This window comes from Aeromonas sp. MR16 (assembly GCF_022549315.1).
Lineage (GTDB): Bacteria > Pseudomonadota > Gammaproteobacteria > Enterobacterales > Aeromonadaceae > Aeromonas > Aeromonas aquatica.
Genome location: NZ_JAKZFK010000011.1, coordinates 54,596 through 74,617, shown reverse-complemented (window position 1 = coordinate 74,617; position 20,022 = coordinate 54,596). Strand labels below are relative to the sequence as shown.

Annotated in this window: 16 protein-coding genes; 9 read left to right on the top strand and 7 right to left on the bottom strand. The window is 60.7% G+C overall.

Features of this window, described 5'->3' with window-relative positions:
• The first annotated feature begins 153 nt into the window (after positions 1–153).
• Together MM194_RS10495 and MM194_RS10490 are read left to right on the top strand one after the other, a co-directional pair.
• Complete coding sequence (locus MM194_RS10495; protein WP_005298604.1) at positions 154–420, top strand: helix-turn-helix transcriptional regulator; 267 nt, start codon at positions 154–156, stop codon at positions 418–420.
• 202 nt (positions 421–622) lie between these two features.
• Positions 623–1,984, top strand: a complete 1,362-nt coding sequence (locus tag MM194_RS10490) for a sodium-dependent transporter (protein ID WP_033130068.1) — start codon at positions 623–625, stop codon at positions 1,982–1,984.
• Between the two features lie 56 nt (positions 1,985–2,040).
• Here MM194_RS10490 and rssA read toward each other — a convergent pair whose 3' ends face one another.
• Complete coding sequence (gene rssA, locus MM194_RS10485) at positions 2,041–2,910, bottom strand: patatin-like phospholipase RssA (RefSeq protein WP_241343538.1); 870 nt, start codon at positions 2,908–2,910, stop codon at positions 2,041–2,043.
• A 33-nt stretch (positions 2,911–2,943) separates the two neighbouring features.
• Entirely contained in the window at positions 2,944–4,500 is a 1,557-nt protein-coding gene (locus MM194_RS10480; RefSeq protein WP_241343537.1) for a diguanylate cyclase, read from the bottom strand.
• A 207-nt stretch (positions 4,501–4,707) separates the two neighbouring features.
• On the opposite strand from MM194_RS10480, the gene MM194_RS10475 reads away from it, so the two are divergent.
• From MM194_RS10475 to MM194_RS10465, 3 genes are all read left to right on the top strand, one after another.
• Positions 4,708–5,760, top strand: a complete 1,053-nt coding sequence (locus MM194_RS10475; RefSeq protein ID WP_241343536.1) for an efflux RND transporter periplasmic adaptor subunit — start codon at positions 4,708–4,710, stop codon at positions 5,758–5,760.
• On the top strand, positions 5,760–8,879 hold the full coding sequence (locus tag MM194_RS10470; RefSeq protein WP_241343535.1) for an efflux RND transporter permease subunit: 3,120 nt from the start codon (positions 5,760–5,762) through the stop codon (positions 8,877–8,879). The genes MM194_RS10475 and MM194_RS10470 overlap by 1 nt, the downstream gene beginning before the upstream one ends.
• A 213-nt stretch (positions 8,880–9,092) precedes the next feature.
• Positions 9,093–11,570: a YgiQ family radical SAM protein gene (locus tag MM194_RS10465; protein ID WP_241343534.1), complete on the top strand. Its 2,478-nt coding sequence runs from the start codon at positions 9,093–9,095 to the stop codon at positions 11,568–11,570.
• Between the two features lie 280 nt (positions 11,571–11,850).
• On the opposite strand, the gene MM194_RS10460 is transcribed toward MM194_RS10465, so the two are convergent.
• Both MM194_RS10460 and MM194_RS10455 read right to left on the bottom strand, forming a co-directional pair.
• On the bottom strand, positions 11,851–12,465 hold the full coding sequence (locus MM194_RS10460) for a hypothetical protein (RefSeq protein ID WP_241343533.1): 615 nt from the start codon (positions 12,463–12,465) through the stop codon (positions 11,851–11,853).
• Positions 12,466–12,469: 4 nt separating this feature from the next.
• Entirely contained in the window at positions 12,470–13,384 is a 915-nt protein-coding gene (locus MM194_RS10455; protein WP_241343532.1) for a hypothetical protein, read from the bottom strand.
• Positions 13,385–13,807: 423 nt separating this feature from the next.
• Here MM194_RS10455 and MM194_RS10450 point away from each other — a divergent pair, with 423 nt between their 5' ends.
• Positions 13,808–14,035 (top strand): hypothetical protein, encoded by a 228-nt coding sequence (locus tag MM194_RS10450; protein ID WP_241343531.1) that lies wholly within the window; start codon positions 13,808–13,810, stop codon positions 14,033–14,035.
• Positions 14,036–14,070: 35 nt separating this feature from the next.
• Here MM194_RS10450 and MM194_RS10445 read toward each other — a convergent pair whose 3' ends face one another.
• Positions 14,071–14,574, bottom strand: coding sequence for a DinB family protein (locus MM194_RS10445; RefSeq protein WP_241343530.1), 504 nt, complete (start codon positions 14,572–14,574; stop codon positions 14,071–14,073).
• 175 nt (positions 14,575–14,749) lie between these two features.
• Here MM194_RS10445 and MM194_RS10440 point away from each other — a divergent pair, with 175 nt between their 5' ends.
• The 3 genes from MM194_RS10440 to aqpZ all read left to right on the top strand — a co-directional run bounded on the left by MM194_RS10440 (position 14,750) and on the right by aqpZ (position 17,367).
• Positions 14,750–15,658 (top strand): Gfo/Idh/MocA family oxidoreductase, encoded by a 909-nt coding sequence (locus tag MM194_RS10440; RefSeq protein ID WP_241343529.1) that lies wholly within the window; start codon positions 14,750–14,752, stop codon positions 15,656–15,658.
• A 199-nt stretch (positions 15,659–15,857) separates the two neighbouring features.
• Positions 15,858–16,379, top strand: coding sequence for a crossover junction endodeoxyribonuclease RuvC (ruvC, locus tag MM194_RS10435; protein WP_241343528.1), 522 nt, complete (start codon positions 15,858–15,860; stop codon positions 16,377–16,379).
• A 298-nt stretch (positions 16,380–16,677) separates the two neighbouring features.
• Positions 16,678–17,367, top strand: coding sequence for an aquaporin Z (aqpZ, locus tag MM194_RS10430; RefSeq protein ID WP_241343527.1), 690 nt, complete (start codon positions 16,678–16,680; stop codon positions 17,365–17,367).
• 179 nt (positions 17,368–17,546) lie between these two features.
• On the opposite strand, the gene MM194_RS10425 is transcribed toward aqpZ, so the two are convergent.
• Together MM194_RS10425 and MM194_RS10420 are read right to left on the bottom strand one after the other, a co-directional pair.
• A complete protein-coding gene (locus tag MM194_RS10425) occupies positions 17,547–18,308 on the bottom strand; it encodes a transglycosylase SLT domain-containing protein (protein WP_241343573.1) in 762 nt (253 codons plus the stop codon).
• Positions 18,309–18,462: 154 nt separating this feature from the next.
• Complete coding sequence (locus tag MM194_RS10420) at positions 18,463–19,860, bottom strand: alpha-amylase family protein (RefSeq protein WP_241343526.1); 1,398 nt, start codon at positions 19,858–19,860, stop codon at positions 18,463–18,465.
• Positions 19,861–20,022: the final 162 nt, after the last annotated feature.

Here is a 20,022-nt window from a genome sequence, read left to right as displayed (position 1 = left end):
CCATCCCCGATGTTTGTAAGGGTTGTTGTCGAAAGACGCTGATTAAAGATAGAGGCTCGACCATAACGAGTCCATTCAAAACTGATACACTTGACTACGAGTCGTCGCGAAAAAGAAAGGTGGAGTCAATCCGCCGAACGGAGTATGGAACACATGAATTCAAATATCGTAACTGTTGGCAAGAAGATCCGTCAGATCCGCGAAGCGGTTGGCCTGAGCCGTCCTAAATTTGCTGATCTGTTGGGCGTCCCCCCGACTACCCTGAAAAATTATGAGCTGGGTTATCGTGAAGTCGGAGGCGCCTTCCTGGTGGCCCTGGCTCACCACCCGGAACTGCACAAGTTCACCCTCTGGCTGCTGGCCGACAAGAAAGTCGCCGAAATCGGTCAGATCGGTCCGGACGATATTGCCAAGGCTTAATGTCGTTGAGCCCAGATAAAAGTGCCGCCCTCGAGGCGGCATTTTTTATTCACCAATCTTTACCCCTGCTGAATTGAATGCAATGAAATGTGCTCTGCACTGAGATTTCAACCTAAAGCCCTTGGCAAACTGGCGTAATCCCCACAAAATTCCGACCCTTTGATCGGGGGGGCCTCCCCGGATTGTGTACAGCGAGACAAGCATGAGTCACACCACTCCGAAAGTCAGAGACGGCTTTACCAGCACCTTCGGCGTCCTCGCCGCCACCCTGGGCTCGGCCGTTGGCCTTGGCAACATCTGGAAGTTTCCCTACCTGACCGGGGAGAACGGTGGCGCCGGCTTCCTGCTGGTTTATGTCATCGCCACCCTGCTGGTCGGGCTGCCGGTGATGATTTCGGAGATCATGCTGGGCCGTCAGGCGAAGTCCGATGCGGTGACGAGTCTCATCAAGCTGGCGCCCAAGCGGCAGCCCTGGTGGTTGATCGCGGTCATGGGGGTGGCGGCGGCCTTCCTCATCATGTCCTTCTACTCCGAGGTGGCGGCCTGGGTGTTTGCCTACATCTTCAAGGCAATCAGCGGCGAGATCCTGTCGACCGATCCCGCCGTGACTGGCGCGGCCTTCAATGCCCTGATCACCAATCCGCTGCAAAGCCTGCTCTGGCAATGGCTGGTGCTGGCGCTGATGGGGGGCATTCTGCTGTTGGGGGTTGCCAAGGGAATAGAGGCGGTCACCAAGCGGCTGATGCCGGTACTCTTCATCCTGCTGCTGGTGATAGGCCTGCGCAGCCTGACCCTGCCCGGGGCGAGCGAGGGGCTGAACTTCCTGTTCTCGCCGGACTTCTCCAAGATCACCGCCGGCGTGGTGCTGACGGCCATGGGGCTGGCGTTCTTCAAGCTCTCCATCGGCATGGGCTGCATGATGACCTATGGCAGTTACTTCCGGGATGATCAGAACATTCCGTTGACCACCTTCCGGGTGATGTGTGCCGACTTGTTCGTCTCCATGCTGGCGGGGATCGCCATCTTCCCGGCGGTGTTTGCCTTCGGCTTCGAGCCCTCGGCCGGCCCCTCCCTGCTGTTCATCACCATACCGGCGGTGTTTGCCAGCATCCCGTTCGGTCACCTGTTCATGGTGCTGTTCTTCGTGCTCTCCGCCATCGCGGCGACCGGTGCCATGCTCTCCATCCTGGAAGTGCCGGTCTCGGTGCTCTCCGAGCGCTTCCACATGAGCCGTGCCAAGGCGACCCTCATCAACCTGCTGGTGTTGGGCGCCGTCGGTTCGACCTGTGCGCTCTCCAACAGCACGCTGGCGGACGTGCAGATCGCCGGCAAGACCTTCTTCGATCTGTTCGACTTCGTCTCCTCCAACGTGCTGATGCCGCTCGGCGGCATCCTGCTGTGCCTGTTCGTCGGCTGGGTCTGGGGCTATGAGCGCATGGAATCAGCCCTGACCAATGGCGGCAAGCTGGAACTCAAGATCCTCAAGCCGCTGTTCTTCATCATCCGCTACGTGTCGCCGCTGCTGATCCTGGTGGTGATGCTCAAGGGACTGGGGCTGTTCTGAGCCGGGATGGAATAAAAAAGAGCGCCTGATGGCGCTCTTTTTTTGCGTGATGGCGGTCAGATCAGTCTGAGGCGGGACAATTCTTCTTTCAACTGCTCCAGGTTGCGCTCGACGCAGGCCTGACCCTCGTTGATGGCATCGCTCGCCCGGTGGAAATCCATGATGGAGAAGCTGCCAAGACGGGGGCAGAACTGGATCTCGGGCGGATCCCCGGCCATCCGGGCGCGGGTGATACGCTCCTGCATGATGTTGATGGAGCCGGTCATCACGCTCCACATGCCGGGGGTGCTGGGTTCGCGCTCCCCCCGGTTCAGCCACTGGCTGAGCAGGCCGCCCTGGGCCGGCTCGTCCGAGTCATCGGCCCAGGGCTGGTGCATGTCGGCGTTGAGGTTGACGGCGATCACCACCTCGGCACCCATGGCGCGGGCCAGGGAGATAGGCACCGGGTTGACCACGGCACCGTCCACCAGCCACTGCTCATCAACCCGGGTGGGGGTCAGGATGCCGGGCATGCCGCAGGAGGCGCGCACACACTGGCGCAGTGGCCCTTCTTGCAACCAGATCTCGCGCCCGGTGTTGAGCTCGGTGGCGACGCAGGCGAAGGGCATCGGCAGGCTCTCTATGGGGGGATCGCCGAGGTGACTGGCGGCGATACCAAACACCTTGTCACCCCGAAACAGGCCACCGGAGAGCGCGGGATCGAGCAAGCCCATCACCTGCAAGCGACTGAAGCCTCGCACCCAGGATTCCAGTTTGTCCAGCTCACCGGCGGCATAGGCCGCGCCCACGAAGCTGCCGATGGAGCAACCGGCCACCAGATCCGGTTTGACACCGAGTTGTTCCAGTGCCCGTATGATGCCTATGTGCGCCCAGCCCCGGGCAGCACCGCTGCCCAGAGCCAGCCCCAGGCGGGGTTTTCGTGCCACTGTGCGTCTCCTGATGTGAGTTAGGGTTCCAGCTTACTCCTGGTTCCCGCCCGCGTCATCTTGCCAGCCTTCGCTGCGATTGCGGCCGTTGGCCTTGGCTCTATAGAGGGCGGCATCCGCCCGGCGGATGGCCTCCTGCAACCGGATGCCGGGATACTGGCGGCAATAACCCAGGCTGACGGTGACCCGAAGATCGGCCGCTATCCCGGACCAGGGGTGCTGCTCTATGCTCACCCGCATCTGCTCGGCCAGCTGATCGAGGGGGATGGTCTTGCCGACCACTAGCAGCAGGAACTCCTCTCCTCCCCAGCGGATCAGGCTGTTGCCTCGCACCTGCAAGGGTTGGCAGAGCTGCACCAGCTGGATCAGCACCTGATCACCGACCCCGTGGCCGAAGCGATCGTTGACCAACTTGAAGTGATCGCAGTCGAACATGATGGCGCCGATGTGGTGGGAGCCCGCCTTGGCATGCCGGTGTTCGAACGCATCGAAATGGTGGCGATTGAAGGCGCCGGTGAGCGCATCGTGCTGGGACAGATAGTTCAGCCGTCGATTGAGTCGGCGGGATCGCAGGCTGGACAGGGTAGCCACGGCCAGACAGAAGAGGGTGAGCAGGGCGGTGACCGACTGCCAGAACAGCGCCTGCAGCAGGGAGAGCAGCGGCACGCGGTGGATCAGGGTCAGCGGGGTATCGGGGATGGCATGCACGAACTGGAAGGCGCCTTGCTGCCAATGATACTCATCCTGCTGCTCGCCACGGATCAGGGGCGGCGCCGTGCCGGGCTGGCTGCGGGCCAGGATCTGCTGGTGCGCATTGACCAGAAACAGGGTGCCCGTCTGGGGGCCGGGTTTTTGCAGAGCCTGCTCAAGATGGCTGAGCAAGATGTCGATGCTGAGCACCCCCACTACTTTTCGGGCGTGCGTGATGGGTTGGGACAGGGTGATCATTTGACCCTGACCGGCAAAGTCCTGATAGGGACGCGACAAGGTGGCGTGCCGGTTGTCGGATGGCTGGGCCAGGGCATCCAGCCAGTAGGATTTCTGATAAATAGTGGTATCGAAACGAAACTGGCGAGAGGGCACCCAGGGATAGAGGTAGATGAAGTGGTCCACCCCGGTGAAATAGAGCCAGGCCACGTCTTTGGAGAGCAACTGGGCTGCGGTCGAGAGCAGAGGGGAGAGGCTCAGCGCCAGGTGAAATCGGGCCTCCCGCTCGCTGCCCGGTGCCGGTAGCGGCCCCGGGCCGGTCAGATTGCCGACCAGGCCGGGAGGCAGATTGGCGGGCACCCTGTCCAGTGCAATGCCCAGCACAGGATCGGCGTGCAGGGCGCGGTAGAGCTGGTGGGTCAGGGTCGTCTGTGGGTTGCTGCGCAGCCGCTCCTCGGCCTGGCCACGCATGGCCTCGAGCAAGGTATCTATCTGTTGATACTGGGATCTCAGCTCCGCCGCCGTGCCAATGGTGTCGCGCTTGTTCAGCTCGGTGATCTGGCCAAAAGAGTGCTGCAGGGCGAGGAACAACAGCAAGATACTCAGACCCAGCAGCAGCCACTGCAGACGGTACTTGGCAAAGGCATGAAGCAGTCTGGGCATAGGGTTCCGAAGTCCTTGCTGATTTGCGGCTCATCAGTGTAAGGCAGAACGCCATCATCGTCCCAACGGGATGTGATTTTGATGGCCTCTCTCCCCCGGCTGTTACGTTTTGTCACATTTATACATAGTCGCGGCATAGTCAGGAGGTAACATGGTGTCATCATTGATGAAGTCTCCCTCTCTTCTCTCTATTGCATGGATTGTTTGATGAAAATGCGCATATGGCTGTGGCTCTTTCCCGTTCTCCTGCTGCTGGCAGCGGGAGCCTGGACTCTCCGACAGGCCGAGCCGGCCGACAAACCCCAGCCAAAACAAGTGAATATCCGGGCGCAGACAGTCAGGCAGAGCCTGGCCGAGCCCTCGATCAGGCTGGTCAGCAAGCTGGCGGCGAACCGCTCCGTGGTGGTGAGCCCCGAGGTGACGGGCCGTATCGTCAATATCGCGGTGCGCTCCGGCCAGCGGGTCAAGCAGGGGGAGACCCTGATCGCCCTGGACGCGGGCAAGCAGCGGGCGGAGCTCGCCGAACGGAGCGCCAGCGTGCGTGACGAGAACCGCAAGCTGCGGGACATGCGCAAGCTGGTGGCGCGCGGCGCCATCACCAACTCCGAGCTGGAAGGGCAGGAGGCGACTGTGGCCCAGGCTCAGGCCCGGGTCGATGCGGCCCGCTACGAGCTCTCCCTGCGTACCCTGCAGGCGCCTTTCGACGGCACCGTGAGCCTCATCGATCTCAGCGAAGGCGCCCTGGTCAACAGCGGCGACGTGCTGCTGCATCTGGACGAGCTGGCCAAGCTGCGGCTCGATCTGGCGGTGCCCGAGCGCTACCTCTCCCTGCTCAAACCCGGCATGGCGGTGACGGCGACCAGCTCGGCCTGGCCGGATCAATCCTTCTCCGGGGTGCTGGAGACGCTGGACAGCCGGATCTCCAACGAAACCCAGAACATCAAGGCCCGGGTCATCATCCCCAATCCCAGCGGCCAGCTGCGGCCCGGCATGCTGATGAACGTGGAGCTCGAACTGCCGGCTCAGAAGATGACCCTGATCCCCGCCCAATCGGTGGAGTATGCCGGCGAGCAGCGCTTCGTCTATCGCCTGGAGCCGGACGGTCGGGTGAAACGCATCCCGGTGGAGCTCGGCGATACCCATGGCGAGGAGGTGTGGGTCATCAAGGGGTTGAGCGTCGGCGATCGCATCGCGGTCGAGGGGCTTGTCAACCTGCGTGACGGTGCCCTGGTGCACGATCTGGCTGAGGTGAAAGGCTGATGTGGCTCTCCGATATCTCAGTACGCCGCCCGCTGGTGGCGGTGGTGATCAGCGCCCTGCTGACGGTCTTTGGTCTGGTGGCCTTCAGCAAATTGACGGTGCGGGAGATGCCGGACGTGCAGACCCCGTCCGTTTCCATCACCACTACCTATGAGGGGGCCGCCCCCGAGGTCATGGAGAGCCAGGTCACCAAGCCCATCGAGGATCAGCTCTCCGGCATCAGCGGCATCAAGAACATCAACTCGGTGACCCGCAAGGGGCGCTCCTCCATCACGGTGGAGTTCAAGCTCGGCTGGAACATGGTGGAGGGCACCTCGGACGTGCGTGACGCCATATCCCGCGCCCGGCCCAAGCTGCCGGACGAGGTGGACGAGCCCATGGTCACCAAGGACAACGGCAGCGGCGATGTGGCGATCTGGTTGAACTTCAGCAGCACCCAGATGGACCGTACCGCCCTGACCGATTACGCCAACCGGATCCTGGTCGATCCCCTGAGCCTGGTGGACGGGGTGAGCGAGGTCTCCCTGTCCGGCGATCTGACCCGGGTGATGTATGTGCGGCTGCGCCCCGCCGACATGGCGGCCCGCGGCATTACTGTGTCGGACGTGCAGGAGGCCCTCAAGCGGGAGAACATAGAGCTGCCGGGGGGGGAGATCCGCAACAACAGCATGACCATGGCGGTGCAGATTGCCCGTCTCTATCGCAGCGCCGAGGACTTCCGCTCCCTGCCGGTGACGACGGCCGCCAACGGTCAGAGCATCTATCTGGCGGACATTGCCGACGTGGAGGTGGGGGCCAAGAACGAAGACAGCGCCTACCAGCGCAACGGCCGCGAGAGCTTAGGGATCGGCATAGTCGCCCAGTCCACCGCCAACCCCCTGGCGGTGGCGCAAGGGATCGAGCAGAAGATGGCCGAAATGCAGCGTTTTCTGCCAGAAGGGGCGAGTCTGGAAGTGGATTATGACTCCACCATCTTTATCAAGCAGGCGATCCACGAGGTCTACGAGACCCTCGCCATCTGCGCCCTGCTGGTGGTGGCGGTGCTTTACCTGTTCCTGGGACAGGGGCGCACCACGCTGATCCCGGCCATTACCGTGCCGGTGTCCCTGGTGTCGGCCTTCATCGGCGCCTGGTATCTCGGTTTTTCCATCAACCTCATCACATTGCTCGCCCTTATTCTCGCCATCGGCCTGGTGGTGGATGACGCCATCGTCGTGGTGGAGAACATCCACCACCACCTGCAGCGCGGCGAACCTCCGTTGCTGGCGGCCTGGCACGGCACCCGCGAGGTGGGCTTCGCGGTGATAGCGACTACCGCCGTGCTGGTGATGGTGTTCGTCCCCATCGCCTTCATGGAGGGCATGGTGGGGCGGCTCTTCACCGAGTTTGCCATCCTGCTGTCGCTCGCCGTGCTCTTCTCCTCCCTGGTGGCGCTGACCCTGACCCCGGCCATGGGCTCCTGGCTGATGCGCGCCGTCGACAAGCCCAACGCCCTGACCGCCAATCTGGACAAGGGCCTCGGCTGGGTTGAAAAGCACTACCGGCACCTGCTGGGCTGGGTGCTGCGCCGCAGCGTCTGGACGCCGCTGGTGCTGCTGCTCTGCCTCGGCGGCATCGGCGCCCTGTTTAGCCAGCTGCCCGCCAGCCTGACCCCGACCGAGGACAGGGGCGTGCTCTATGTGTTCGTCAAGGGGGCCGAGGGCACCAGCATAGAGCGGATGAAGCGCAACATGCAGCAGGTGGAGGCCGCCATCATGCCGCTGCTCGGCAAGGGGGTGGTGCAGGCCATGAGCTTCAGCACCCCGGCCTTCGGGCGCGGCGGCGATCAGACCGGGATGGCTATCATCCAGCTCACCGACTGGGCCGCCCGGGACGAGACCGCCACCGAATTTGGCCGCAGCCTGAGTGGTCGTCTCGCCGGCATTCCGGACGTGATGATCCGTACCTTCCAGCCGGGGTTCAGGGGCGGCTCCACCGCCGCCGTGCAGTTCGTGCTGCAGGGCTCGGATTACGCAGAGATCTATCAGCAAGGGCTGGCCCTGCAACAGGCCGCGGCCCAGAGCGGCCTGATGCTGGCGCCGGATCTGGACTACGCCGAGAAGACCCCCGAGCTGCAGGTGACCATAGAGCGGGACAGGGCCAGCCAACTCGGCATCCCCGTCTCCACCGTGGCCAGCTCGTTGCAGGCCCTGCTCGGCGGCGTCAGCCAGACCACCTATGTAGACAGGGGCGAGGAGTATGACGTCTATCTGCGCGCCAACCAGCGCGACTTCAACGGGATCTCCGATGTCAGCCGCATCTATCTGAAGGCGGCCAGCGGCGAGATGGTGAGCCTGTCGACCCTGGCCACCGTCAAGCAGGTGGCGAGCCCGCAGCGCCTCAATCACTACCAGCGCCAGAAGGCGATCGCCCTCACCGCGGACGTGGCCCCCGGCCACACCCTGGGGGAGGCGCTCGACTTCCTCGACGGCTGGGCCAGCACCCATCTGCCCGCCGGCATGACGGTGGACTATGCCGGCGACTCCAAGGACTACCGTGACAACCAGGGGGAGATGGCGCTGGTGTTCGGCCTCGCCCTGCTGGTGGTCTATCTGGTGCTGGTGGCGCAGTTCGAGAGCCTGCTGACCCCGACCGTGGTGATGGTGACTGTGCCGCTCGGCATCTTCGGTGGCCTGCTCGGGCTCTGGTTGACGGGGCAGGAGCTGAGCATCTACAGCCAGATCGGCATGATCATGCTGATCGGCATGGTGACCAAAAACGGCATCCTCATCGTCGAGTTCATCAACCAGCTGCGCCAGCGCGGCGAGGGATTCGAGGAGGCGATCATCGCGGCCTCGGTGCGCCGCCTGCGGCCCATACTGATGACCTCGCTGACCGCCATCATAGGCGCCGTGCCGCTGATGATCTCCATGGGGGCCGGCTACGAGAGCCGGATGGCGGTGGGGACTGTGGTGTTCTTCGGCCTCTCCCTGGCGACCCTGGTGACCCTGGTGATGGTGCCGGCCATCTATCACCTGCTGGCCCGGCGGGCCGGCATGACGGGCGCGCGGGATCTGCTGGTGGACGAGGCGCTGACGGCGGACAGCGAGCCCGAGCAGCGGGGCAAGCCGGCGGCCTGAGCGGCCAGGCTGAAGCCGCTGGATTGAGAAGGGCGCCTGCGGGCGCCCTCTTCGTTGGCCGGTTGTCGGCGCAGTCTGCCGCCACGGCGGCGGTGCACCTCGCTTCACGGGCGCCCACGCCTTATCCCTCTGGGTTTATGGGGGCAAAAAGCCATCGCTCCCGCACGGCTCTGCCGGTATAATACGCGACCCGAATTGTTCCAGGTGTTCAAAATGCAGCCGGTTACCCACCTTTTTTCCTATCCCCGCTACTGGGCCGAGTGCTACGGCACTGCGCCCTTCCTGCCCATGTCCAGAGCGGAGATGGACAAGCTCGGCTGGGACAGCTGTGACATAGTCCTGGTGACCGGTGACGCCTACGTGGATCACCCGAGCTTCGGCATGGCGGTTATCGGCCGCATGCTGGAGTCCCAGGGCTTTCGGGTCGGCATCATTGCCCAGCCGGACTGGTCATCCAAGGATGACTTTATGCGCCTGGGCAAGCCGAACCTCTTCTACGGGGTGACCGCGGGCAACATGGACTCCATGATCAACCGCTACACCTCCGACAAGAAGCTGCGCCACGACGACGCCTACACCCCGGGGGATGTGGGCGGCAAGCGGCCGGATCGCGCCACCCTGGTCTACACCCAGCGCTGCAAGGAGGCCTTCAAGGAGGTCCCCGTGGTCATAGGTGGCATAGAGGCGTCCCTGCGCCGCATCGCTCACTACGACTACTGGTCCGAGACCATACGTCGCTCCATCCTGCTGGATGCCAAGGCCGACATCCTCATCTACGGCAACGCCGAGCGCCCGCTGATCGAGGTGGCGCACCGCATCGCCAACGGCGAGACCATGGAGACCATGCAGGATATCCGCGGCACCGCGGTGATCCGCAAGGAGCCGCTGCCCGAGTGGCGCGGGGTGGATTCGAGCAAGCTGGATCAGATCGGCCGCATCGACCCCATCATGAACCCCTATATGGAAGGGGCGCCCTGCTCCGACGACGCCACCGAGGTGGCGCCGGCGGCGCAGGAGGCCAAGCCGGTGCTGGTGCAGCCGCCCAAGCAGAAGCCGTGGGAGAAGACCTACGTCAAGTTGCCGGCGTTTGAGCGGGTCAAAGAGGACAAGGTGCTCTACGCCCACGCGTCCCGCATCCTGCACCACGAGACCAACCCGGGCTGTGCCCGTGCGCTCTCCCAGGCCCACGGCGATCGCATCATCTGGGTCAACCCGCCCGCCTTCCCGCTGGAAACCGACGAGATGGACGGGGTGTTCGGCCTGCCTTATCAGCGGGTGCCGCACCCGGCCTATGGCAAGGAGAAGATCCCGGCCTACGAGATGATCAAGACCTCGGTCAACATCATGCGTGGCTGCTTCGGCGGCTGCTCCTTCTGCTCCATCACCGAGCACGAGGGGCGCATCATCCAGAGCCGCTCGGAAGAGTCGATCATCAAAGAGATCGAAGAGATCCGCGACAAGGTGCCGGGCTTCACCGGCGTCATCTCGGATCTCGGCGGCCCCACCGCCAACATGTACAAGCTGCGCTGCAAGAGCCCGAGGGCCGAGCAGACCTGCCGCCGCGCCTCCTGCGTCTGGCCGACCATATGCCCGCATATGGATACCGACCATACCCCGACCATAGATCTCTATCGCAAGGCGCGGGATGTGAAGGGCATCAAGAAGATACTGATCGCCTCCGGGGTGCGCTACGACATCGCGGTGGAAGATCCGCGCTATATCAAGGAGCTGGCCAAGTACCACGTCGGCGGCTACCTCAAGATTGCCCCCGAGCACACCGAGGAGGGTCCGCTCTCCAAGATGATGAAGCCGGGCATGGGCAGCTACTACCAGTTCAAGGAGCTGTTCGACAAGTACTCGAAAGAGGCGGGCAAGCAGCAGTACCTGATCCCCTACTTCATCTCGGCCCACCCGGGCACCACGGATGAGGACATGGTGAACATGGCGCTCTGGGTCAAGACCAACCGCTTCAAGCTGGATCAGGTGCAGAACTTCTACCCGTCGCCGCTCGCCAACGCCACCACCATGTATTACACCGAGAAAAACCCGCTCAACAAGGTGAGCCGCCAGGGCGGGGACGTGTTCGTGGTCAAGGGCGAGCGCCGTCGCCGCCTGCACAAGGCGCTGCTGCGCTACCACGATCCGGCCGGCTGGCCCATGATCCGCGAGGCCCTGCTCGAGATGGGCAAGGGTCACCTCATCGGTAACGGCCCCGACTGCCTGGTGCCGCCGGAAGGACGTGGCGAAGCCAAGGCCGAGCGCAGCATCAACAAGGGGCTGAAACCGGCCCTGACCCGTCACAGTAATATCGTGCACCAGCGGGGCAATGGGGCTGGCAAGGGCGCCTCTGCCAGTAAGGGCGCTGCCGCACAGGGCGCTGCCGCACAGGGCGCCTCGGCGACCGCACCGCAAGGCAATAAGGGGGCTCGTAGTGAAGGACCTGCTACCAACAAGAACGGCAAGGCGGGCAACGGCAAACCGGTCGGTAGCCAGTTTGGTAAAGGAACAGGCTCTAACGGCAAACCCACAGCCCAAGGCGCTGGTCAGGGCAAAGCGGTCGGGCAGGGCAAACCCGCCCAAAATGGCAAGGCACCCAGCCGTGCTGGCACTGCCAATCCTGGCGCCAAATCGGTAGCTCAGGGTGGCAAGCCTGCCGCCAAAGGGAATGGTGCCAAGCGACCGGCGCGGTGATATTTCCGTTATTGGGAGGTGCCAAAAATAATAAGGGCGACCAGATGGTCGCCCTTATTATTTATAAATCGTAGATTATCTATTTTTATGGGTTAATGGGTAACCCCATAATTTCGTTCAGTTAGAAGTCTATTGAACAATACCCCTGATTTTTTAAAGCCGAAATAAATTTATTTCATTTAGGATGTTTTATCCACACAATCGTTGATCTAAAATTATTACTCTATATAATTGTATAGGGAAATGATGGGCTAAATAATCTCAGTCCAACCTGCTGAAATCAGTATCCTGCCTCAGCGAGCATTGCTACAACGACAGACTCTTGAACAATATCTCGCTCATATATATATTGCTGTTGACCATTTATTGGGCCTAGCACTACAGGCGCCGAAGTAGAGACGTCATTCGTCACCAGTACCGTAAATACGGGTTCAGATCCAAGCCTTACTGTCTCGTGTAGGACTCCTGCGGACATACTGTATGACGAACCGGCTTGATATAATTTACGTTTCTGCTCAGTAAGCTTTAACGTAAAGTCCATCTTGCTGAGTGTAGATTGATTGCCAGAATATTCTGTCTGATACACTGCTAGCTCACGACCTTCCGACGAAATAATATACTCAATATTTTCAATTGCACCAGTGAGAACCCAACTTCTGAATTCGAAGAGGTGATCATGAATCTGGCACTCAGGGGATTGCTGGGTTGCACCGGCTACCGGCCAGTAGTGCAAGCGGAGTTTTCGAGTACCTTCTGTAAGCAGCGTACATGCGAAGAATCCAAGTGGATGTAGCCTGAAAGGTAAATTGAGCTTACTACGAAGCTTAAGGAGGTCAGGCAACGTGATATTTTTTTGCTCAAGTAAATATTCAATTTTTTCAAGTGATTGTATCATGTTTCTAATATGGGTCTTGTGGTTTGTTAATCGATTTAAGCAGCTGCTCTATATTCAAATTATCTAGTTTGGCTTCATCAAATATATCGGCGCATCTGAGCACTTCCCGTAATTTTGTTTCGTCGATTTCCCCTATGAACTCTAGCTTCCCACAGCATGACATTTCTTTGGATTGTCGTTCTGTTAGACGAACGTCATCTTTATAGGAGTCGTAGAAGTAGGTACCTGCATCAGCTCGTAATGCCGATGCCTCCTTGTCTTCCTTGGTCACGACTACGTACAGGTCTGATATGTCCAAGCGAAAAGCAGAAAAGTGATCCACGAAAAATACTCGAATACGTAACAGGGGTTCTGAAAATTGATATTTAAGAGCAATGACTGCTGTTGCCAGCACTTCTTCCTGAACGACTTGCACCGTCCATGGCTTGTTTGACTTGGCAGATTTTAGGCTTCTTCTATAGGTGGCGTAAGTTGCGCAGAGAGCTTCATTTTTGGGATTCAATATACAAATAGTTATGTCTCTCCCTATTCCCTCTGTTCGTGCGACCTCGGCCAATTTTGGTATAGTCGTGGCCCGGGTATATCGTCCACATGCACCCATATATATCCATGACCTTGTTGCACTGGTGGCCTGTTTGAGTAGTGGATTTATCTGTTTGGGGGCGAGAACCTCGATTGCGGAGCGCTTAACTATGTCCGGTGTGAGCCAGAAAATAAACACTCCTAGAAAGACAGTGATAAACAGAGAAACTACGAGGTTATCTAATAGAGATCCGAGTAGTGCTGGAAAAGTAAGTGCCTGCTGCGGATAAAACTGGGGAATCACAAAGAATCTAATGACCAAGGCAAATACTAGAACGAAGAAAACCATGACAAAAAATGTTCGACGGTAGTGTTGTTTCGAAAGTATCTCGTCCATCAAATCTCCAAGGAAGGCATTTTTGCACAAATTATGAATGTACTGATTGTATATATTTAACAAATCAGGGACACCCACCTTTTTGACATCTCGTATGTTTGGCTTCGCAAGCTCAGCGCCAATCTACAAAAAACACGCTACCGCCCGTCGATTACAGCTTCCAATATGCTCCATTGACCAACGAGGGCAGCAACCCATCGCTGTTCAACAGGTTCTGGACGGCTATGGTAAGTCAAACGAAGCTGTGCCAGCGAGCACAAAGCGGAGGTAACCATCAGAAAATCATTGTTTTTTGAACTGCGTCATCAAAGCGCGTAAGCAGGTGCGATAAAGGCGGGCAAGCTGGTACGGCTTTGCTATCTTGTTCGGCCTATGGATAAGGGGAGGGGCTGAATGGCCGGCTCCCTTGTACAGGAGCGATAGATGGCGGTGCAAGCGAGATCCAGAAGAGAGAAGGTGGGTAGCGGCCTGGGACTGCTGCTCGGGATCCTTATTTTCAATCTGATTGCCTACCAGTTTGTTGAGACAAAAGCGCTCTCCGAGACCAACCGAATGATAGGGGCCATTGTCAGCGCCCTATTTTGCTCCGAACTGGGGGCCCGAATCGGCAAGTGGCTCGATGCCAGAGAGCAGGCTACATCCCCAAAATAGAGGGCGACATTAGCCGCCCTCGTTGTTTTTATGGATCAGCCGCCGCGCCGCCTGGGTTCGCTTTGATGCAGGAAGGTGGTCAGGGTATCGCGCGGGGGCGTGATGCCGCATTGCACCAGCATTCGTCCGATCGCGCCCCTGTGATAACCGCCATGGGTCACCAGATGCAGCAGCATCTCTTCGCGGGACATCTGCCCTTTGTCGCCATCCACAAAGTTGAACGCGAGCAGGGCTTCGGCATCCCGTTGGCTCAGATTGGCAACGTACTCCAGATACCAGGCATCCAGCTCGGTGATGGCGCTGCACAATGCCGCCAGCGTCGGTGTCTCCGGGGTATTGGTGGCGCTAAAGCCGTGGGGTAGTCCTTGCAGATTGGCTTGGAAGATGGCGTCGACCACATGGATGTGGTTGAAGACTCGCAGGGCATTGTGGTGTGCCTCCCCGTGGATTTGCGGGTCCAGGGTGGCGATGGCATCCAGCAGCTCGCCGTCGGCCCAGGCCTTGTAGCGAAACAGAGAGTGAAGGGTCGAGTTGCTCATGGTCTTCCTTGATGGGATCAGCACGTGAAGAGAGCATCTTAGCCAGCCGATGGCAGCAAGAACACTCCCCGCTGAGCGGGTATCCCCTCCCATCGTTTGCACAGAGCCGATTTCATGCGTTCGGTGCGGGCGAGATGTTACCCTGCGGCTATCGCACTCATGACAAGGAGTTCCCATGCGCATTGCCCTGATTGGTCTCGGCGATATCGCCCAGAAGGCCTATCTGCCGCTGCTCGCCAGCGATGAGCGGGTCACTCCGCTGCTCTGCACCCGCAATCCCCAAGTGCTGGACAAGCTGGCCCGCCAGTACCGGATCGCCGAGTGCTTTACCGAGGTGGATGCGCTGCTGGCGAGCCGCCCGGATGCGGTGATGATCCATGCCGCCACCGCCGTGCATGGCAGGCTGGCCGAGCAGTGTCTGCGCGCCGGCATCCCCACCTTTGTCGACAAGCCACTCTGTGACAGCGCCGCCGAGGTGGAGACGCTGGGCAACCTCGCTATGGCGAAGGATTGCCCGCTGTTCGTGGGCTTCAACCGCCGTTACCTACCCGCGCTCGCGGCCGCTCGTCAGCAACCGGTGACCGAGCTGCATTGGCAGAAGCACCGCCACGCCCTGCCCGGGTTGCCCCGCCAGTTCCTGTTCGATGACTTTATCCATGTGCTCGACAGCCTCTGCCACTATGGCGGCGCGCCCACCGGCCCTTTGCATGCCGTGCTCAGGCGCAGCAGCCAGCAACCCCAGCTGCTGGCCGGGGTGAGCGTGGCCTGGCAGAGCGGGCAGACGGCGGTGAGCGGCAGCATGAACCGCAGCGCCGGGATCACCGAGGAGCGCATCAGCCTCTATGGCGAGGATCTGTCGCTGCAGGTGGAGAACTGCACCCAGGGCACCCTCGCCCGTGGCAAGCAGCTGAGCAGCATCGCGGTGGATGACTGGCAGCCGGTGCTGGCGCGGCGCGGTTTCAATGCCATGCTGGCGCACTGGTACGCACAGATTGAGACGGGCAAGGCCGATGGCGTCCTCATCGACAGCTATCTGCGTAGCCATCGGTTGGCCGAGCAGCTGGTGACCCTGGCCGGGGAATAACGCTCGGGTGGGGAGGGGGGATTTACGCTGGCATGGGCCACGGCTTGATGGGGCGCACTGGTCAGCGCGTCGCCATACCACTGTATAAGATGGTGCTTAGGTGCTCAGTCAGCGGGCCAGCCTGCGGCTGTGCGAGCCAAGCGGGGGCTTGTTTGCTATCTTGGCGCCCATGATCTGCCTTTAGAGCAACGATGGTTTCATGAGCATTATTTTGGGGATAGATCCGGGTTCGCGGATCACCGGCTACGGCGTGATCCGTATCGTCGCAGGCAAGGCGGAGTATCTGGGGTCAGGCTGCATCCGCACCGACTTGGGCGAGCTGCCGTCGCGCCTCAAGCAGGTGTATGACGGGGTGAGCGAGATCATCACCCAGTTCAAGCCCGACGAGTTCGCCATCGAGCGGGTCTTCATGGCCCGCAACGCCGATTCGGCCTTGAAGCTGGGTCAGGCCAGGGGCAGTGCCATCGTCGCGGCGGTCAACGCCCTGCTGCCGGTCAGCGAATACTCGGCGACCCAGATCAAGCAGGCGGTGGTGGGCACGGGCGGGGCGGCCAAGGAGCAGGTGCAGCACATGGTGACCCATCTGCTCAAGCTGTCGGCCACGCCCCAGGCGGATGCGGCGGATGCCCTCGGGGTGGCGCTCTGCCACTTCCATACCCGCCAGAGCCTGATCAAGATGGCGGGGCGGGTGACCGGCTCGGTGCGCGGTCGCTATCGATGAGTGTCGTCCTGATTTCAAAAAATAGGGTGACCGCTCCCTACCTGCTTAGTCACTGCTGCTAAAAACCACACTCCCGCCGCAGTCTGTCGCAGACGATGGGCGGGCTCAGCATGATTTCTAACGCGCACTAATGATGATTCACTTAATTAATCAATGGCTTGTGATGTAAATCACATTTCATAGACAAAATAGGCTCACTTCATCTTCTTGATTCACACTCCCATAATGTGGCGCCTGTTTAATGACAGTGTCCGCATGAGCCCCGGCTCATATTTCATCATCATGGGAGATTATTAGCGTGAAACCATATGCAGCTGAGTTTATGGGCACCTTCTGGCTGGTGCTGGGGGGTTGTGGCAGTGCGGTGCTGGCGGCGGCATTCCCGAATGTGGGGATAGGTCTGCTCGGGGTTTCCCTGGCGTTTGGTCTGACCGTGCTGACCATGGCCTTCGCCATCGGCCACATCTCAGGTTGCCACCTGAACCCGGCCGTGACCGTGGGCCTGTGGGCCGGTGGTCGTTTCCCTGCCTCCGGTGTACTGCCCTACATAGTGGCTCAGGTGCTGGGCGGGATAGCGGCGGGTGCCGTGCTCTATGTGATCGCCAGTGGCCAGGCCGGCTTCGATCTGACTGCCGGCTTTGCCTCCAACGGCTATGGCGAGCATTCACCGGGTGGTTACAGCCTGCTGGCGGCCCTGGTGTGTGAAGTGGTGATGACGGGCTTCTTCCTGTTCGTGATCATGGGCGCCACCGACAGCCGCGCGCCGGCCGGTTTCGCACCGATCGCCATCGGTCTGTGCCTGACCCTGATCCACCTCATCAGCATTCCGGTGACCAACACCTCGGTCAACCCGGCGCGCAGCACAGGTGTCGCCTTGTTTGTGGGTGACTGGGCCGTCAGCCAGCTGTGGCTGTTCTGGGTTGCCCCCATCGTCGGCGGCATCCTGGGTGCCCTGGCCTATCGCATGGTGGCGACCGAGCAGAAATAAGCTCGCGCGACATGCCGCTCTAGAACACGCCTTCGGGCGTGTTTTTTGTTTTATGGGGTTGTGGGTTTTACAAACTCCGAGCGGCTCGGCAGCGCCTTGTGGTGCCGGTGCGGCAGTGACATCCGAACCATATGGGGGGCGGGTCTCGGTATCGGGGATAGCGGGGGAATGTTGATGCTTTACAGGCCCCGGGCGCTCAGCATATCCCGGTAGCGCTGGTGCAGCAGTTTGACTCGCTCCACGTAGGCGCGAGTCTCCGCATAGGGCGGGATGCCACCGTGCTTCTGCACCGCACCGGCCCCGGCGTTGTAGGCGGCGGTGGCCAAAGAGATGTTGCCGTCATACTGCTTGAGCAAGCCCGCCAGGTACTTCACCCCGCCGAAGATGTTCTGCTCCGCCAGCAGGGCGTTGCCCACCCCGAGCTCGCGGGCGGTGGCTGGCATCAGCTGGGTCAGCCCCATGGCGCCCTTGCGGGAGACGGCCAGCGGGTTGAAGGCGGATTCGGCGTGGATAAGCGCCCGGATGAGGGCGGGATCGACGCTGTAGGTCTTGGCCGCCGCCTTGATGGTGCTGGCATAGTCATAGAGGAAGAGGCCGGTGGTGCGCCAGTTGACCCTGGAGGCGGGATCGCAGGCGTAGCAGTCGTTGAACAGCAGCAGCTCATAGTGGCCCTGCTCCGGCATCATGTCGGAGTAGCGAGTCACGCCGTTTTTCTGCACCGACTTGTAGACCTGGATCTGGCGAGGTGCCGGAGCCGATGCCTTGGCCAGTTCAGGGGCGGGGCTGGGATCAGATACGGTGGCGGGCTGTGGCTTCGCCGTGACCACGGGCTGCACCCTGATGGTGGGAGGGGTCTCTGTCGTCAGGATCACCACCTCGGCCGGTGACGGCATCTGGCCCCAGACAGAGAGGGAAATCAAGGGAATGGCTCCCAGCAAGATCCATGCTTTCAACGGCTTGCTCCTTAAGCCTCGTTAGCCACGTTGAGTAAAGCATTGGGGGCGGGGCAGAACAAGCTCGCCGTGAGACGCGCCAGAAGAAAAGCCAAAAAGAGGAGGCCGCGCTCGGGCGGCCTCGCACATGCAGCTTGCCGACTTATTCCTGCAGCCAGAGTCGGGCACTGCGCGCCGGCATGGCGACCCGCACCCACTGGCTCTGCACATTGATGACGGCGCTTTGATCCAGCACGTCCTTGTAGTTGCGATACCAGTTCAGCTCGAACTTGGCGGTGTCGAGCCAGTACTCCTGCTCGTAATCACACTTGTTGACGCCGACCAGCCCCTGCTTGCCGCGCTTGAACAGCACGAAGCAGTCGCCGCTGCCGACGAGCTGCATGGGCTGACCCTGCACGGCGTTGTGGAAGCGGATCATCCCCTTGAGATCGCTTCGCAGGTAGTAGTCCTGCCAGCGCAGGCCGTCCTTGTCCTGGGTCTCGCCATGATCCGAATAGACCAGGGGCGAGCCGCCATCCCGGCCGAGCAGATAGGCATAGGCCAGCTTCTCGTCGGTCTGGTTCAGGATCTGGTAGCGGAAACCGTCGTTGGTGGGGATGTCGTGGGTGATGGCGAAGGTGACCGCCCGGTTGCCCGGCAGGGCCTGCCCGTAGGCGCCGGGATCCGCCAGCTGGTTCATGCTGCCGCCATAGCCGAGCGCCCCGCGCAGGGAGGCGAACAGCGGGAAGTCATAGGCGCCCTGGCCGCTGTTGTCGAGATAGGGCTTGAGGAAGCGCTCGTAATCGGTGCTGCCGGCGCCCCCTGTGGTGATCACCTCGCCAAACACGTGCATGCCCTGCTTGATCTCGGCGGTGAACACCGCGTTGATCTGGTAATCGCTCATGTGCTTGACCGCATCGACCCGAAAACCCTTGATCCCCATCCCCTTGAGCGCCTTGAGATAGGCCTGCTGCTGGCTCACTACCCAGTTGTTGGGGTCAAGATCCGGCAGCCCCTTGTCGCCGGCGCCGCCACACAGACGCCAGTACTGGACATGGCCGGGATCGCTCCAATCGGTGATACAACCCTCTGGGTGAAAGTCGGATGGCGACAGTAAATTCTGCCACAGGTCGCCAAACAGTCGTTGTCTGCCGTAGTAATCAGGATTAGCAGCGTATTGTCCTAGCAGCTCGGTGCCGGGGTAGTTGAGGTCGCTGCGCTTCCAGCTCTCGTTGGCCATGTGGTTGAGCACCACATCCGCATAGACGGCGATGCCACGGGCCTGCATGGCGGCGATCAGCTGCTCGAGATCCTGCTTGTTGCCGAGGGGGCTGTCGACGAGCCGCAGATCCTGGGGCTGATAACGGGCCCACCACTCGTTGCCGGAGGACTTGAGGGGCGGTGAGATGAGCACCTGCTTGTAGCCCGCCCCCTTGATGAGATCGGCCTTGGCAGTGACCTCGCTGTATTTCCAGTTGAAGGCGTGCAGTATGACGTCGGCTTGCGCCAGTGGGGCGATCAGCATGCCTGCGATCACCCAGATCCCCGCTGTGTTTTTCATTATTGTCTGTCCTTGTTTGGGTGCCCAAATGGGCACCCAAAGCCTCACATCGCGACTCGGTGGCGGCAATCACCGAGTGGCTGTTTTGTGAGCATCCTCAAGGTGGGTTATGCGGACTTGTGACGGCTTGCATAAAACCATCAACTCATTGTTGTTACTGTC